The organism is Citrobacter sp. B72 (assembly GCF_016894305.1).
In the GTDB taxonomy this organism is placed as follows: Bacteria; Pseudomonadota; Gammaproteobacteria; order Enterobacterales; family Enterobacteriaceae; genus Citrobacter; species Citrobacter portucalensis.
Map to the genome: position 1 here is coordinate 80,100 of NZ_CP069803.1, position 15,980 is coordinate 96,079.

Annotated in this window: 13 protein-coding genes; all 13 read right to left on the reverse strand. The window is 53.3% G+C overall.

From position 1 onward, the window contains the following. Positions 1-10 precede the first annotated feature (10 nt). Complete coding sequence (gene traX / locus JQN59_RS26100) at positions 11-553, reverse strand: conjugal transfer protein TraX (protein ID WP_145996427.1); 543 nt, start codon at positions 551-553, stop codon at positions 11-13. Next, positions 550-1,752, reverse strand: a complete 1,203-nt coding sequence (gene traW, locus JQN59_RS26105) for a conjugal transfer protein TraW (RefSeq protein WP_099530111.1) — start codon at positions 1,750-1,752, stop codon at positions 550-552. Before traW ends, traX begins: the two co-directional genes overlap by 4 nt. Positions 1,753-1,764: 12 nt before the next feature. Then, complete coding sequence (locus tag JQN59_RS26110) at positions 1,765-2,337, reverse strand: conjugal transfer protein TraV (RefSeq protein ID WP_161556285.1); 573 nt, start codon at positions 2,335-2,337, stop codon at positions 1,765-1,767. Continuing rightward, positions 2,334-5,387: a conjugal transfer protein gene (locus tag JQN59_RS26115; RefSeq protein WP_048227643.1), complete on the reverse strand. Its 3,054-nt coding sequence runs from the start codon at positions 5,385-5,387 to the stop codon at positions 2,334-2,336. Before JQN59_RS26115 ends, JQN59_RS26110 begins: the two co-directional genes overlap by 4 nt. Positions 5,388-5,458: 71 nt before the next feature. Continuing rightward, positions 5,459-6,190 (reverse strand): hypothetical protein, encoded by a 732-nt coding sequence (locus JQN59_RS26120; protein WP_069325142.1) that lies wholly within the window; start codon positions 6,188-6,190, stop codon positions 5,459-5,461. Between the two features lie 183 nt (positions 6,191-6,373). Further along, positions 6,374-6,778 carry a DUF6750 family protein gene (locus tag JQN59_RS26125; RefSeq protein ID WP_048227642.1) on the reverse strand — a complete coding sequence of 135 codons (405 nt, stop codon included), beginning with the start codon at positions 6,776-6,778 and terminating at the stop codon, positions 6,374-6,376. A 34-nt stretch (positions 6,779-6,812) separates the two neighbouring features. Beyond that, complete coding sequence (gene traQ, locus JQN59_RS26130) at positions 6,813-7,337, reverse strand: conjugal transfer protein TraQ (RefSeq protein WP_048227641.1); 525 nt, start codon at positions 7,335-7,337, stop codon at positions 6,813-6,815. Further along, positions 7,337-8,110: a conjugal transfer protein TraP gene (gene traP, locus JQN59_RS26135; protein ID WP_129719564.1), complete on the reverse strand. Its 774-nt coding sequence runs from the start codon at positions 8,108-8,110 to the stop codon at positions 7,337-7,339. The genes traQ and traP overlap by 1 nt, the downstream gene beginning before the upstream one ends. Then, on the reverse strand, positions 8,091-9,407 hold the full coding sequence (gene traO / locus JQN59_RS26140; RefSeq protein ID WP_099530109.1) for a conjugal transfer protein TraO: 1,317 nt from the start codon (positions 9,405-9,407) through the stop codon (positions 8,091-8,093). The genes traP and traO overlap by 20 nt, the downstream gene beginning before the upstream one ends. Beyond that, entirely contained in the window at positions 9,407-10,390 is a 984-nt protein-coding gene (locus tag JQN59_RS26145; RefSeq protein ID WP_048227638.1) for a DotH/IcmK family type IV secretion protein, read from the reverse strand. Before JQN59_RS26145 ends, traO begins: the two co-directional genes overlap by 1 nt. Positions 10,391-10,400: 10 nt before the next feature. After that, positions 10,401-11,102, reverse strand: a complete 702-nt coding sequence (locus JQN59_RS26150; protein ID WP_204528233.1) for a DotI/IcmL/TraM family protein — start codon at positions 11,100-11,102, stop codon at positions 10,401-10,403. A 5-nt stretch (positions 11,103-11,107) separates the two neighbouring features. Next, positions 11,108-11,458: a hypothetical protein gene (locus JQN59_RS26155; RefSeq protein WP_048227636.1), complete on the reverse strand. Its 351-nt coding sequence runs from the start codon at positions 11,456-11,458 to the stop codon at positions 11,108-11,110. A gap of 17 nt (positions 11,459-11,475) precedes the next feature. Further along, positions 11,476-15,975 carry an LPD7 domain-containing protein gene (locus tag JQN59_RS26160; protein WP_099530106.1) on the reverse strand — a complete coding sequence of 1,500 codons (4,500 nt, stop codon included), beginning with the start codon at positions 15,973-15,975 and terminating at the stop codon, positions 11,476-11,478. Positions 15,976-15,980 lie beyond the last annotated feature (5 nt).

Genomic DNA, 15,980 nt, shown 5'->3' on the forward strand with positions numbered 1-15,980 from the left:
AAGAGGGCCGTTATTTTCCGAGAATGGAATCTCGTAAGGCATGTGTTTCCGTCCTGAAATGCTGAAAGGTGCCTCCTTCAGCAAGACTCACACGCCGGTTGCGTAACTGCCACAGTCGATAGGTTACGATTAGCGCTTTTGACCACGCCACGCCAGCGCCGGAAAACAGCACCACACAGGTGCTGATCTGGTGTGCAGTGATACTCCCACCGATGATGAATGTTGTCAGTGGTGCAAGCGGAACGAGTATAATCATAAGCCAGAACAGAAATCGCCAGCGCCGGCGCTGGCTAACATACCCCTTATCCAGCTGTTCGGTAGTACAGCCGGATTCCTCAACGGCTTTTTCCCAATCAGGAGAAGCAGGCAGTTTGTCGTCGGTGTTAAGCTCAGGAAAGGCATCACGCATTCGCTCCAGATTGCGTGATGTCATGTGTTGAGCTGATCGTAGAAACCACTTCGTTTCCTGCACAGGTAGAAAGATGCTAAGCAATCCGATGGTGATACGCCCGGTGAGGCTTTTTTTTCGTGAGACTATTTTTTCAGATGTCATTTGGCCGCTCCCTGGTTCATGGCTGATTCGAGTTGTTTTAGTCGTGGGGCATAGGACTGACGGGCAAAGGCAGCGAGCAACTGGCCGTCGATAACGTTCCCTTTGCGTATCAACTCTTTAATGTCATTAAGTTGCCAGTTCATCTGCGCCGTGGTTCGGATGAGTTCGCGCATAAGGTTATCTCCGTTCATTTGCTGCAGGTCAGAGAGATAGGCTGTATTGGCATATCGACGTCCGGCCTCAAAGGATTCAAATTCTCGCTGGCTCATGTAGCCTTTCGCTTTCGCCTCCGGTGAAGCCACATCATCAAAATACTGCGCTGCGGAAGGGGACTGCAGTGCTTCTTTCAGGGCATCACGGGTGGTTTCACTAGGCTTACTGTCGGCAATCAGCGAGAGCTGAGGTTCAGAGGCGGCATCGGTGATACCGTTGTACTCGTTGAGCAATCCTACATACGTCCGTCCGGTTACGGTGTTGACTTCACCTTTACCGGGCGTGCGACCGGCCGAAGGGCGCGATGTGTTTTTCATGTAGGCCATTGCGGCGTCGGTCTGTTCCTGTGTCCAGGACAGTGCTGGTGCCGTCCCTTCCGGTCCTGCTCCACCATAGATCGAGCGTACTTGGCTGTCACCACCGGGCATTTTGCTGACGGCTGGGCAGATCCCCGTCCCACCAAAACGCTCATATTCTGCTGCTGTGCAGTACGCTGCATGCACGTTCGCACCGTCATAAGCGTCGCGGGCCTGCTCTTCTGATGCAGTGGAAATCCTCTTACGCACCGCTGAGCTGGAAACGCCTTTGCCGGAAGAGAGTTTTGATGCAGTACTACCTGACGCACTTTTACTTTGTGCAGCAACGCCGGAGGCTGAATCACTGCAGACCGAATCCGGTACCGAAAAACTCTGTCGAGCTTCTTCCAGCCGCTGGGTTTCATTATTGAAAATCATTTGCTGACGGGTGGCCTGTCCATCCTGATTAATCAGCGCACCGAGCTTGTCAGCATTCTGTGTGATTGCTGTACCGGTGGCCTGCTGCATCTGTAGTATTTCGACCAGCGTTGCCTGGATGGTGGCCATCTCAGGCAGAACCTGAGTAGTTATCGGAACACTGGAGTTCACGTTGACTGTTAAAGCACTGGCAACTGTGGGAAGGCTGGACGCGATGGCAAGCGCCAGCGCGGGGAGATGGCGTTGTATCATGAAATTCTCCATTTAGTTGAGCGGGGTAAATACGTTGGGAAGGCGAGCTGACTGTGGGTCGGGGGCGAGGGCTACCAGAGGGAAGGTCTGAAAGCGTCTGCTGATACGTCCTTCCCGGCTGCGGGTGTCTATGATAGTCAACCCACGACGAGCGATCCGTGAGTGAGTTGAAGGGGTAATATCCAGTACCGGCCAGTCTCCTGGGCTGAGTTGTGGGGTCTCTGCCCCCTCCGGCCATAACCAGGTATCATCACTTAACACCGTCCTTATATCCTCAGGTAACAGCCACTGGACCACATGACGCGATTCTCGCACCTGTTCGCCTGGCTCTTTTACCTGCCATATGGCCGTAGTAACCAACTGGCGAGGACGATCTTTGATCGTAAGAAGAACGCCACAGGCTTCTTGTGGAGCCCGACGATCAGTAGCGTATACAGCACGAGAGTTCACTGCACTGTCTGTACGAAAGTGACGAGATGGTAGAACAAACTCCACGCCGTCAACATCGATCATCAGGCGTGAAAGTCTGACCTGTCCCTTTGCCGGGCGACGGCAGCGTGGCGTCAGGTGGATGGAACACATCACAGGTCATACCCCAGTTCGTTAATCATTTCGTCCGCCATCAGTTCGATGACACCCTTATCACCACGGACGCCACTGTTACGCTCTCTGTACTCAATGAGTTTTTTTGCAGACCCACGTGGGAACTTATCTGCCAGCAACTGACGGGCACGGGCAGTGCCGATCGTCGCGGAGAGATTTTTGCGTAGCGCACCGTCTTTTTTGTCTGAGTTAAGCGACCACAGCTCCAGCGGTCCGAGCGTAAACCGGACAATCCGCGCCAGCGTGCCCTGGGTCGTGCGCATCATACACAGCATCGGTACTCCACTACCGTCTGCAGCAGGACCGGCTGGCATACGCAGGAAAGCATGGAGATTGTGTTCGGGGATCTTAAAACTGTCCCGTAAAAGAGGGATGTCTTCCTGGCGGTAGCGCAGCAGCCAGAGGGTGTTGGCAGAATCGAGCAGGCTTTTCGGGTAGTCGGTAAGGAACTGGGTACTTAACACCGTGCGGATGCCAAACTTACGCTGTTCCCTGTCCTGCGTGTCCAGCGCTTCGAAGATGAAATCAATGCCCTTGACGTTGTGTAACTCGTCGTAGATTTTGGTTTTCATTTCGCTGTCGAGTTGGTTGATACGCCGCATAATGCCCGGGAGATAGGCTTCCGGCACCGTTTTCACTATCTCTTCCTGATACTGAGGAAGCGTAAAATCACCAGCTGTTATGTGGCCAGCAAAGAGGAACATTATGCCGGTTTTCAGTCTGCCTGCCGGAGTCTTATCGCCGGCGACGTTGTTTAAGTCTACGGCAATAATGCGTGTGTTCGGGTTCAGCGCGAAACGAGTCCGACTGGCCATCATCGGATAGTCCTGACGAGCCTGAATCATGCAACGCTCAATGTATTCCAGCAGTGGCTCCTGTGAACCGTCACGCTGTACTCTGCCAAAACTCTCCTGAATTGCCTCACTGCGTAGTAGCGCTGGCATATCAGCGAGTTCGGGTACTGCCTGATAGTGCGCCCGTTGAGCCGCGGATAACTGCCCGCGCTCATGGAGGAGATCACGTACTTCATACCATGGCGTCGCAGTCCACCATTCCTGATCGTGCTCATCTCTCAACCCGGATGACTCCAGTGCCTCATCCACTTCTGGCTCTACGTTTGACCGGAACATGTTTGGCTCAATACCGCTGCGCATGTCGAACGCCAGATCAATCAGGCGGTTCACTATCTGCCGGGTATCGGTCGGGTTAGGAGGCGTCCCTTTATCCGGTTCTATACAGAAGGCCATCAACATGGACGCGATAAATTGCTTCTCCGGCGTTACTGGCTTATGGGCACCGTACAGGATATCGAAAACATTGCGCGACTTAGACGGGTCGTTGCTGAGAATAATACCGACGGCTTCGTCCTTTCGCTCCTCCGGCAGACTGTCACGAATCAGCTGGATGAACCCCATAGCGCTGAACCCTTTATCGATATGCGCCACATAGGGAAGTGAAACTTGGGCGGAAGATACCTGTATTTCCGTCAGGGTATTAATCAGTACCGACTTACCAAGACCTGAGTCACCTGGTGCAAGTTCGGTGTGCTTGTTCTGTCGTGAAGAACCCAGCCCAACTTCCCAGGCGCAGCCGTCTTCAGTGTGCAGCATCAAATTACCTTCCCCGCGCCAGACGGAACCTGGTCGGTTGAAGGGCAGCATAGAAAGCGCATGGGATAGTGGCGGATAAAGCGGGACGGGGCCTGAACCTGCTGACGCTGCCAGCATGCTGTTTACCCATCCCCGACGTGGATCACCGAAGGTTGTGGTCGTGTTACAGACTCCCCATCCCTGCATAGCTGATTCAAGCAGCATCTGATTACGGGTGCATATTTCACGGGTACGCCCCCAGGTGGAAGCCACAATGGTCATCACACAAACTGGATCTCGTTCATCCGTTTCAGCCAACTGCGTAAAAGCGTCGTAAAGAGGACGAATGGAGGGAATAAATTGTCCAAATGATGAAATATTCTTTTTCCAGCCCAGCGCCTTCATCCCACCCGGCATTATATCGATCCGAATACGCCAGGGAACGGCACGTGGAACCAGTTTAACCAGTTCATTGAAGGGGCTGGGGTTCTGAGGAGGCAGAGTTATGGCTACCATGCCATGCCATAGTCCCTCTGCAAACACAAGATTACCTTCAGTTTTTGGTGTACAACCAAAAACCTGAAAATTCAGGAAGGGAGCAAGCAGAGCCGTGGCGTCATCATCCTGAAGCGTACCCGAGGGTGCGGCTTTCCCCGGCAGTGCCGGGCGCCATGCTGCCGATGTGCTGTTACGTGCTGTTTCACGTCTGATTTCGTTACAGAACTCAGGCACGTCTAGCAGGCGGACAAGTAAGCCGTCTCCGCCGCGTACGAGTGCTTTTTCAAGAGTAGAGATAAAGCTGTCATGCCTGATCTTCAGACCAGACATTTGCCAGCGCCAGGGCTCCTGTCCAAAGCGCGCGACCGGCGCTTTATCCTGGATAGCCCGAACGGTGGTATTGAAATCTGCTCTTTCCTGATGGCTCACCAGTGTCGGTGAACTCCAGACGGCAAGCCAGCATCGCTCACGGACAAGCCAAGGTGAAATTACGTTTACCTTTTCATTGAGCAGGTCATCCAACTGGATGCCGATGTGCTGAATTGAGCGTTTTTGTGGGGCGATCATGGTGCTGACTTCGTCACGCCCTTTTTCCGGATCTCGTTCAAAAATGAAGGCCAACTTATGGCCGGTATTTTTCCAGGTCGTACTGAGTGTGGATGTGAGGTGCGCGATCATTCCTTCAAACGCATCCGGATGGTCGGCTGAGGCGGTTTCTGATAGTTCACGCAATGCCCCGGAAATTTCAAATACAGAGAGGTAATAACCATGATGGGTTACGCCAATATAAGGTGCTTCCAGCCAGGGTCTGAGTTCCAGGTCGTGTTTGTCCAGTCCGATCACAGTGCGAATGTCGCAATAGTCGACAAAGTCAGCAGAGATGGTGAAACGGGAAAAGGTGTTCATAACGTCTTCAATGGCGAAGACAAGGCGGTTGATATTCATAGCAGTGAAGACTCCACCAGGATGGCGTGTATTGATGGGCTCGATGGCGCATCTGTGTGACGAGGTGCGCTTCAGTTTTGTGTGACAGTGGTGCCAGTGGGCAGCGCCGATACTATTTTTTTCTGCGGGATTTCTGACAGCACGTCACTGTCCGTTACTGAATCCGGTGTAAGGATCAACGCCACTCCATTCATTTTCTGTCGCATGTCATCGCGAATGACTGGCGGGAAGCGTTTAAGCGCATCGGCATAATCAGCAGGCCGCCACCCTCCGAAACGTTCTTCCAGAGGCAATCGATGCCGGGTCAATTCCGACAGCACCCGGCGACCCTCCCGAATTTTGTAAGGAATGTTGCTGAAGACGGCCTGCAGCGCTTTTCGGTTCAGGGCGACGACATTACGTGGATGCAGATCCGGTAACCAGACCATTACCCCCTGAGCAGCAGCAAACCCGTTGAGGGCATGCCAGGCGTGGCAGATAAAACAGAGATTAAACGGCTGCGTGAGCCGTTCGAACTCAGCATATTCAGTATCAGACAGTAAACCGGTATCGGTCAGAAGCGCGGTGGGAATCTGGCGCAGGGCAAGGCGGCGGGCTGCAAGTGATGCGTGCTGCATCCCGGTTTGTGCGGCTTTCAGTGCACGAGTATGTTTTTCGTATTCAGCCGGTACCTGTGGCGTGGGGCGGGACGCCAGCTGAGCCAGCGTATCTTTCGCTCTGACGAGTCTGGCCTTTGCATCATGTGCTTCTTCCGCAAGTCGGGTTAAGGGCAGGGATTCCGGTAACATAAACAGATGTTTCATATCAGCACCGCAGCAATAGCAGCGTCCCCCTGAAACGCTCACAGGGGCAGGAAGCTGGGGGGCTGTGGTATGGACAACATCAGGTACTGGAAGTGAATGTAGCCACCGAAGGTCAGGTGTCTTTTTCTTATTACTCATCGTTTTCTCCTGAAAGGGTCGGTAAACACCGACCCTTTCCTGTGCTTAGCTGATATTGACGGAGCTGGTACCAAGCTGTTTCTGGGTACGACTCATAACTTCAGGGACAACGGCCAGCAGACCGCCAATAGCCAGACCTGCACAGCAGCGGCCCACGGTGATCTGCGGGTTGGTACCAACTTTTTTGAAAGCCAGCAGGGAACCGATGAAGATGAATACTCCGATCGCCTGGGCAATTTCCAGGCCAGAAGTTTTACCACTTTTAGCACCGGCAGCGGCGCTGCTAAGCATGTCAGCAAGATCGCCTTCGGCGAAGGCCATGCCGGGTAACAGGAACGTGGCCAGGGCACACAACCCCTGAATCATTCGCTCACGGCACTTCATCATGGTCAGCTGACAGAAAATAACAACGGCATAAATACGCGCGGAAATAGCACGGAAAAGTGACATGGTGTCTCCTTGGGTTATAAAAAAACGAATGGTGTTAAAAAGCGAGTCCGAAGGTGGCGAGCGCGGCATCGATGAGCTGAGGTGAAAAGACCATCGCGGTTCCGGCCATCAGTTTTACGGTCGCGGCACGAATGCTTTCGCTTGAACTGAGCGCGGTATGCCCTTCAAGTTCTGAACGTCGAAACATATCTAGTGCTGCATAGACAAATCCCACACCTGCGAGCCGAACCAGGGAAAGCACGGCGTTAGCGGCCCCTGCAGCAACGCCGTAGGTGGCGGGCTGCACATAAGCGATTGCATCAAAGGATGTAGCGCCAAAACCAAGCTGAGCACCACTGGCATTAATTATGGAGGGAAGGGATACCAGTGCGGCGCAGGAAAAAAGGCCAATAGCGAACCTGCCCGGGGATAAGGGACCACGACTGGAACGTTGCCGGACCAGTAGGGCGATGAGGCCAAAAAAACCAATCATCTCAGACCAACTGAACAGTAAATCCAGTCCAGCGGTGAAGATGCCCGAAGCCAGGTTCTCTATTAGCGTAATGGCATCCAGTGCCATTAGCGCAGGGTTCCTCCTGTTGTCACCACAGAGCGTGTGGCGGGATCAATCTGACGAATAGTGACTTTACCCAGCGTATCCCCCTCCCGGACGGACCAGGTACTGCCCTGCCATTTAATCCAGGCCATTCCCGACTCCAGTGACATGATTTTCATGCCTGAAATAGCACTGGCTACCTGCCGTTTTTGGGACCTGGAAGCGGGTTTTGAGGTATCAGTGACGCTTGCCCGGGCTTCCAGTACTGCCAGCTTTTGTATCAGGTCATTAAGCTGGGCACGCGTTTCTACCGCGTATGCCTCATCCCTCTTGATAGCATCAGACAGACGGGTGACGCTGTCTTTCAGTGACGTCATAGAGTCATTTATCTTTCGATCACGGTCGTTCAGCTCGTCACGAATATCCGTCATCATGCTCGCCGTATCGCCCTGGAGCATCGGAGGTGCAATTTGTGTCGCTGGCTGCGCTACGGGGATCGAAGCCCTCGTGTGCTGGATAGTCTCAACTGCATTTTGCGGTGCACCGTCGAGCGTACTTTCAACCTCACTGAAGCTGCTTTCAGACGGTGTGTTATTTGTAAATGACAGTGACGGACCGAACAGATACCAGAGGCTGGCCACTGCCAGAAGAGTTATCCCGAGAAGCCACGGTAGAGAATAGCCAAACAGCAGCTCCCGTTTCCATAAAGGTGGTTTCTGACGGGGGTCTGGCGCGCCAAAATCATCCTCGTTTTCCAGCGTATCTTCTTCAGGTATGTCAATTTGCTGATTCATCATTGTTCCTCACGGGTACGGTGTCGCCATATTGACGACGGATTTCAGCCTGGCGGCGCGCTATAGCTTCCTGCAGGCGGGATTCAGTTTGCTGCTCTGCTGCAACAGGTGTTGGTGCTGATGTACTGGCAGCGGAGAGTGCGGCCTTCTTATTACTGATAATGTCGTCTGAAGTTACTGATTCAACGAAGAGAATGGAGATAACCTCTTTCTGCTTAACTGTTACCTGGCGGAACGGCTCGCGGGCCATCTCCTGTTTGATGACTTCCGCACCTGTCTGTGCTGTGCCACCGACCATTACGCCAGCTACTGTGCTGCCGTCAGGTTTCCCTACGCGTCCGGTGACTGTTCCGACGCTGGACTGCATGACTTGAGTATTAGCATCCTTGTACAGCCCCCCCAGATCTCCAAGACCACCTAATACAGCTGGTAGAACGATGTGTGTCCCCCATCGATGGTTGACATCGGAAGCTATTGAAGACATCAGGTTTTTCTCGCTCTGTGCGCTTGCTTTTACGTTCAGTTCCATTCCTTTCCAGCTCATACTGGTGAATTTGATATCGAGTCCATTTCCGGCAAGTTTTACTGAAGGGCTATGGAGTCTGGCGCCAGCCAGCGGCCCTGCAGGTATGACCGCAACCACCTCTGAGTTGGGGTTATCCGAATCCACGGCAGTCTCCATATAACCGGACGCACGAGTGAGTGCAGGGATGAAGACCTGTGCGCTTTCTGTTTTAGCTGTGGATTCTGCCTGGCGGCCAGCACCAGACTCTGGTGAAGTCCGCGTAACGCTGGCCAGTGCAGTGGCCAGAACCGGTGCGTCACCGCCCGCCTGCGCGGCACTGATTCTCGTGAGCAGTTTCTGGAGTTGAGCCTGGCGCTTCTCGTTTGCCTGCTCTTCTCCTGCCGTGTTTTCCGTGCGTCGTGACGATTTTCCCGACTGTGGAGATGGCGGATCTTGTGATGCCGGCTTTGTTACCGGCGGCTTATCAGGCGGGGGGTCCGTGACTTCAAGGCCTACCGGGAGGCTGGCGATAAAAGATGAATCAGTCCGTGCGGCTTCTTGCGCACCTAAGTCGTTTGAGGCTTTCAGTAGCTCACGGTATCGCGGGCTTTCTGTTGTGGTGGTTACGGCACTTGAGGCAGTGCCGTTAAGATTGACGGCAGAATCCTTTCCTGAAGGGTCATGTGCCAGCCATGACACTAACCAGTAACCGGCAGTTAGTAAAACCAGGGCTCCAAATCCGATTATTGAAATAAGTTTTTTGCCGTTATTTCCGGCATCCTGTTCTGCGCTCATTACTGAAGCTCCGGCGTGACGTGAACGGATTTCCCGTTCACTGAGAAGGTCAGTAACGGGGTGAGGGGGAGTTTCCAGAGATGTGTGCCGTCCGCTGAAGAGAGTGTCTGTTCAAACTCATCGCGAAGCATTGCCCGGGAACGGACCATCAGATCATCACCGCTTTGCCATATAACAGTGTCAGGAACGTTGCCCTGGAATTTGAGGCGGTGGGCATCTTCTGGTGGAGTGCCATCCAGAAAGGCCTGCAAAGTGGCACTATGGAGTGCGATTTTATCGACTGGCGCGCCTGGGGCCATGGTGCCGGGACCCAGGCGTGGGACGCGTAAATCCAGTCGGCTGTCGATCTCCTGGCTGGCTGTACGGGTGTCTGTCTCACCACTTGTCACGTTAATCATGACCGGTACATCGAGTCCTTTAAGATAGACGGATATGTTCCCTGCCGCCCACGGACGCAGTGGGGTGATAGTCAGCATGTTGCTACCAGCATTGAACTTCACATCAAAATTTTTCGGACTGGCATTAATTGGCGGATCCGACTGTGGCCACGGCGCACCACTGATGTCTGTCAGGGTAACGACGCTCTGGTTGTTCATGGCCGTACGTACCAACGGGATACTGGCTCCTGGTGAAAGATTAAGGGTTAACGAACTGATGCGCGGAACCACGCTTATCATTGGAGCATTTACCGACCGCTCGTTGTCTGTCAGTCGCAGACGCAGTTCGCGTATCTCATCCGCTGACAGAGGCGAGTCCATGCTTGCCGCTTCGTCTACCAGCGGTGAGCTTTGTCCTGGTGCCGGTAACTCCCCACTAATCCGGGTTGCGGGTACGTCCGTTGTATGTGGTTCAGCACCTTGCTGGGCTGGAGCTGCACTTGTTGCGCCAGGTGTCCTGGCGTTCTGCCAGCCAGTATTGTCAGCAGCGACTGCGAGAGCCGGACCACACAGCAGTAGCGCGGTCATGAGATAACGAAGTTTCATGGCGGGAGCCTCAGAGGTTGCGGGGGGCGTTGCGTGAGATCATCTGGCGGATTTCCATCCCGACAGGTTTCTGTCGTGGATCTACGCGCTGGATGGTGATTTCGAAAACAAAAGGTTGTTCGGGCTTGCTGGTTGTCTGACCAACCAGACGCAGACGTACCGGATATTGCATAGTCCAGAACCAGGTTCCATCAGACAAGCGTCCACGCCGGATGACGACACTAGCCCCAACGGAGCCGGTAAGGTTCATACGTTCACGCTTCAGGGCATCATAGATATTGGAGTTAGTGAGCGCCTGGATGTAACTGGCGTGCCCTTCTTCAGAGAATAGCGAGGCCGTAGAAGATACCTGCTCACGATAGTGAACGAAGTCCAGGTTAAAGGCCCGCATCAGCGCCTTGCTGCCAAAGGCGATTGCATCGTCCTGGCTCCATGCCGGTTCGGATGTGGGAGCCAGGCGAACCAGGCGTCCGCTGTCGGTGGCAAAGTAATCTCGTGGCTGTTGTATCAGAGCCCAGGTTAAACCGGCGTTGAGGATTATGCTGATAAGCAGGCCAGTCCCCAGTCGGAGATTACTTTTCATAAGCTCCGGTGCCATTTTCTGGCGTTTTTCTGCCGTGATCATCATTTTCACGGCGTCGTTCAGCGGATCCTCCGCAGGGGAGGTGGCCCGCCCCTTTGCAGGGGGGGCCGGTTGAGTCAGTTTTGTCATAGGTTTCAGGAGTTGAAGTTTTTCCAGGGATCGATGTTGTCTGGAATCTGTTCGTTGACCTTATCAAGGGCAGCTTCGCAGACCTTATTTTCCAGTTGAGAAATGATGTCATCGAGCCCGGGGAATTGCGGCAGGCTCACTTTGACGCTCTTGATACGGGACAGACAGGACTGCAGGGAGGATGAGACATTGCTTTCGCGCTGTTCCCAGGCTGTTGCGGCCGCCCTGGCTCGCTCATAACCAGCCTGACTACCCGCTTCAGCGGCACTTCCTGCTCGGCAGGTCGCCGCCGTAGCGGTGGTAGAAAAAAGCATGAAGCCGGACAGGAGTCCGGCTTTAAGCATGTGATATCGCATTCTCTCTCCTTATCGGCTTAGCGGCCGGGGCTGTGGGAGTGTTCCTGATGAAGCGCCTTTTCCTGTCTGCCCTCCGGCTTTCGTGCGTCATCCCATTGTTTCCAGGTCTGTTCAAAACCCAGACGCTGGAACAGGGTGTCTGCCTGTTTTTCCGGTGTGTAGAGTCGGGCAGGAAGTGGTGTATCTTCTTCCCGACCTTTCAGGTGGAACTTCATCAGCTGGGGAGCGGCACGGGTGGTGCCGTCGGGTTCGAAATTCACCGCCTGCCCGTAACCCGCAAAGCGGGGGCCGTCGTCGGTGATGGCATTGATAACCAACTGACTATTGTCGGTAGTTGGTGTGGCAAGTGCCGGATACAGTGTGCCATCCAGTCGCACCATACCCTGTAGGTGTTCCCCCGCTGACTGTACAAGCAGCAGGTCTAACTGGTTTGACTGTGTGTCCATGGAGGCCATAACGGGTATCAACCTGTCTGGGGCGTCTGTGGATGGTGGCAAAATGCTTGCTGCAGCTACCGGTGACTTCACCGGGTGCCTGTCTTCACCCAGATAAAACTGACGTTCTTCCAGGCGAGGTGGCAACTTCAGGTCTGTGGTGTACTCGGGCCAGGCCTGACGGATTTGCTGAGTGAGACGGCCAAACGTATCGACCGGAAAAACTTGCAGGGGTTGCCCCTGCTCTGGCCGATCGTGTGCCACGGCAAGGCCCGTCGAGGCGGATGTCAATGACCAGTTATTCTTTACGCGTTCATTTTCCTCTCCTGGTACATGCCAGCTGTCACGGGAGTTAAGCGTCAGTGTAACCACATCACCGGTTTTGTGGTTTTCGATAAGTTTTCTTAAATCCTGTCCCCAGTAGGTATGACTCCCTCCACGGTTCTGTAGCTCGATAAAGAAGCTCCCACCCTTTTTCTCTTTATTTTCGTAGGTCGCCTCGCCAAAGTTTTTCAATACCGCCGTGATGCTTTGCCCTGGCTTCAGTGCGGAGGGCGCTGGTTCAGCGGGCATTTCCGGGACCCGGATACTGTCGGCAGCCTTTGACGCGACAGCCTCAGTAATAGCCTCAGTAGAGGATGAAAACGCCGGCTGAGGCGCGCCGGGTTCTTGTGCCTGTGATACCGGGTTCGGTGATGCAGGGGGTGTTGGTGTGTCTGGCGCGTTAGAGGAAGCAGCTTCGGGTGCGGCTGTTGCCGATGACTGTGGTGGTGCGGCATCAGGTGATGGTGTCTGCCGATTCAGATCTGGCGTAGGTATATGCGTTGTGATTGAATCACTGGTCGTCCCCATCTGTTGCCGAAGTGCCTCAAGTTGAGCGCGCTGTGCAGGCAACTTCATGCGGATATCGAGGTCATTTTCGATAATGAGCCGCATAGCCTGCTCTTTAAACTCCATACTGCCGGTTAGCTCCACCACGCCGCCGTAAAAGCGGGATGCAACCGCCAGCGCGGCGAGTACCCTTCGTTTGTCCTGACTTGCACCGTTACACATTTCGAGGCGGTTGCCGAGATCGCGAAAGGCATCTTCTCCGTCGAGGCGGTAGAGCACCGTGTTGTCGCGCTGCTCTTCTGTTGACAAGGCTTTGATGATTTTATCCAGATCTTCCCGCTGCAGCGGTTCCGGTCTTCGCGGCCCATAGACAAGCCCATCCGCTTCATTCACCTCATTCTCTGCAGTTTTCGTCGGGTTTGGATTCAGTTCTGGCATGTCTGCATCTGCGTTGGCTGTCTGTGCCTGTTCCTGTTTTTTCCCGGTTAATGGTGCTCCGGGGGACTGTGGAGGGATTGGTAATTCAGACGAGACCGGCGCCGTGGGCTCAGCGTTTTTATCATGCAATGCAGCCTCAGGTTTTACAGCCTGTTCATCCGTTTCCTGCAGTTCCTGGGCTGTAAATTGTTCCTGTGCAGGCTTATGGGGTAAGTCGTCAGACTGACTGTGCATCCATTCACCAAACTGTGGGTCGTCCATTTGCGCGCGTATGTCTGCATAATCATCCAGGTCAGGTAACGGTGCATACGATCCTGCTTCGGCGACGCTCTGGCTACTCTGACCGATATCATCGGGAGATGTCACGAGCGTCCCATCCGGGTTGCTCTGCGTATCAGGAATTAAAACGTCAGATTCTATTGGGGGCATGGGGGATGGCTCATCGCGTACATCTGCAGGTTGAGGTTGTTCCGGCTCAGTCGGCGCGGGATTCTGTTCGTTGGCAGGAATTGCCGGCTCTGGTTTATTGGGTTCAGCAACGAATTTCTGGTCAGGGTTTATGTTTACAACAGCACTATCAATAATGCGACCCAGTTGCGCAGCGCTATCATCGTGATTCAGGTCAAGGCTTCTTATTGCCTCCGCATATAGTCGGTTTAAGGGGGTAATATTTGTTTTTCTATCAGGGGGACTATCAATAGTTTTAACGAATGTATGTGTAAGTAGAGCTGTCAACCTTTCAGCTTCTTCGGGCCGGTTTTGAGCCACTGTAAGATTTATTAGTTCAGAACGGATGGCTTCATAATGTATTGAAAGATTCTGTTCCTTTTGCAATATATTTGACAATCTTGATGCATCCTGAGCAACGTTACTTAATGCCTTGTCTATATATTGCGTCATTTCTGCTTTTATATTTCCACCTGCTGAGCGCAAACGAATATTATCAATTAAATCCGTATTGATAATAGCGACATAACTATTGTCTTTTAATGCATCAATTCCTGCTTCTTTCAGAATGCTCATCCCCTGAGGGCTGCTGGCGAAGTTAAGAAAGGTGTCATCTATCGCCTTGCTGTCAGCGAGTTTATTTCCAAGCTCGGAGCGAGAAATGCTCTCGTTTTCATTGAGTTGCTGATGCCCCGAATTTCCAGCTTCTCTGATTCGTGCCCGCAGTTCTTCTGTTAATGTGGAATTATCCCAACGGTCTAAAACAACAGACTCAGAAGGGATCTCTAATTCATATACGTGATAGTCCTTATGATTTATTTCCTCCATTACATAGTGCACGCCTAAAACAGACGTATCAGTATAAAAACCTCTCCCCACGAGGTTTTGACCTAATCCTATTTTTTCAGAATCAATGGCACTGAAGGCTGCAGGTGAACCATGAAACAAAGTTATCGTTTCACGCCCGGCTTTATGTGACGCCTGGTTTTCTGGAGGCTGCACTGGTGCCTCCGTCGCTGGTTTTTCTGCTGCAGTGGCCTCGGCCAACTCACTGACGGTATGTTCACGGGCGATGTCATTATCGGATATATGTGCGATATCCGGAGATTCATGATTATCCATAGCAGTTTCCTGAACAGGGGTGAAGACGAGACCGCCCTCTACAAAGGCGTTACGGGTTTGTGAGTTTGTGTTGAATGGGGTTTCTATCCCCATAGCGTGAAGCTGAACATTGATGAGATGCCTGGCGAGGTCTTTTCCTCTGCTGAGGATTAAATCGTTGAAGTCAGTAAGGTTTTGTTCAAGCTCCGTCGGTGTAAATGCTGGTGCTATTACCTCTCCGTTCGTCAGTTCGGCGGCCTTGGTGGCACTTAGGATGCCCTTATTCTCTGGCTCACCAGTCTGCGGGTTTTTTAATTGATGGTCGTTGTCAGCGCAGAAGATAAATTGACTGTCTGGCCAGACGGCACGGGCGTTCTGACCAACGGCAATCATGTTTCCCGCATCAATAGTCATCAGTACCGGCAGGCCTGATGCCTCATGTATGGAGGCTGCTGTGGCATATCCTTCAGCAAACAACAGCGGCTTGCCGTTCTGCGGGGTCCCGAGAGCAAACCAGTTACCTGTTTTCTCACTGTCTTTAAGGATCCGGGCGTCTTTCCCACCGGTAAGTGGAATACGCTGGTAAGAACGAATGTCGCCATGCGCGTTGCTGAAGGGGATAACAAGCTCTTGTTTTTCGTTGATTCTTATACCCGGAGCGGCCTCTACTCCCTTGCGGGTCAGATAGGTGTTTGTTGTAGCCTGCGGGTACCGGTCAACGTATCGGGCTGCATATTCCGCCTGACGGTTATACTGCAGCTCAAGAGCACGTGCATTGTCTTCACGGGTTTGCTGGGCATGAGCACGGAGATGTAGGCGCGCAAGCGGGTCCATCTCGCCACCACCTGAAAACACCCACTGCGTTGGTTTAGCGTCGGCGCTGCGATAATCGCGATACCATCCGGCAGGGCGCCCGTCCAGGTATGCTTTGTAAGCTCCGCTTTTGGAACCCTTCCTGTCCTGTTTCGTCGGTACACGCTGAAGGCTGCCATCCATCACGGGCAGCCCTTTAACCATCAGCCCTGCTTCTTCGAGTTTTTGTGCAAACTCTGTTACCGGGTCTTCTGCATTCATCGACAGTTCGTGTGGTCGGGGCATCCATCGTTCGAACTTGTTCAGGTCGGCACCTGGTCGGGCATACCAGAGCCGGTGTTCATTGTCCCATTCAAGTGCTTTCTGGCCATTATCCAAACGCGGATGGGCATTGATGGCGTCGTCCTTCTCTTCGTGAGGTACGGCAAGCCATATACGGTGACTTTTTTGCATGGTCA

What these genes read in the sequence shown, in the direction of transcription:
- traX (WP_145996427.1), bottom strand. Translation starts at nt 553, where the DNA reads ATGACATCTGAAAAAATAGTCTCACGAAAAAAAAGCCTCACCGGGCGT.
- traW (WP_099530111.1), bottom strand. Translation starts at nt 1,752, where the DNA reads ATGATACAACGCCATCTCCCCGCGCTGGCGCTTGCCATCGCGTCCAGC.
- JQN59_RS26115 (WP_048227643.1), bottom strand. Translation starts at nt 5,387, where the DNA reads ATGAATATCAACCGCCTTGTCTTCGCCATTGAAGACGTTATGAACACC.
- JQN59_RS26120 (WP_069325142.1), bottom strand. Translation starts at nt 6,190, where the DNA reads ATGAAACATCTGTTTATGTTACCGGAATCCCTGCCCTTAACCCGACTT.
- JQN59_RS26125 (WP_048227642.1), bottom strand. Translation starts at nt 6,778, where the DNA reads ATGTCACTTTTCCGTGCTATTTCCGCGCGTATTTATGCCGTTGTTATT.
- traQ (WP_048227641.1), bottom strand. Translation starts at nt 7,337, where the DNA reads ATGGCACTGGATGCCATTACGCTAATAGAGAACCTGGCTTCGGGCATC.
- traP (WP_129719564.1), bottom strand. Translation starts at nt 8,110, where the DNA reads ATGATGAATCAGCAAATTGACATACCTGAAGAAGATACGCTGGAAAAC.
- traO (WP_099530109.1), bottom strand. Translation starts at nt 9,407, where the DNA reads ATGAGCGCAGAACAGGATGCCGGAAATAACGGCAAAAAACTTATTTCA.
- JQN59_RS26145 (WP_048227638.1), bottom strand. Translation starts at nt 10,390, where the DNA reads ATGAAACTTCGTTATCTCATGACCGCGCTACTGCTGTGTGGTCCGGCT.
- JQN59_RS26150 (WP_204528233.1), bottom strand. Translation starts at nt 11,102, where the DNA reads ATGACAAAACTGACTCAACCGGCCCCCCCTGCAAAGGGGCGGGCCACC.
- JQN59_RS26155 (WP_048227636.1), bottom strand. Translation starts at nt 11,458, where the DNA reads ATGCGATATCACATGCTTAAAGCCGGACTCCTGTCCGGCTTCATGCTT.
- JQN59_RS26160 (WP_099530106.1), bottom strand. Translation starts at nt 15,975, where the DNA reads ATGCAAAAAAGTCACCGTATATGGCTTGCCGTACCTCACGAAGAGAAG.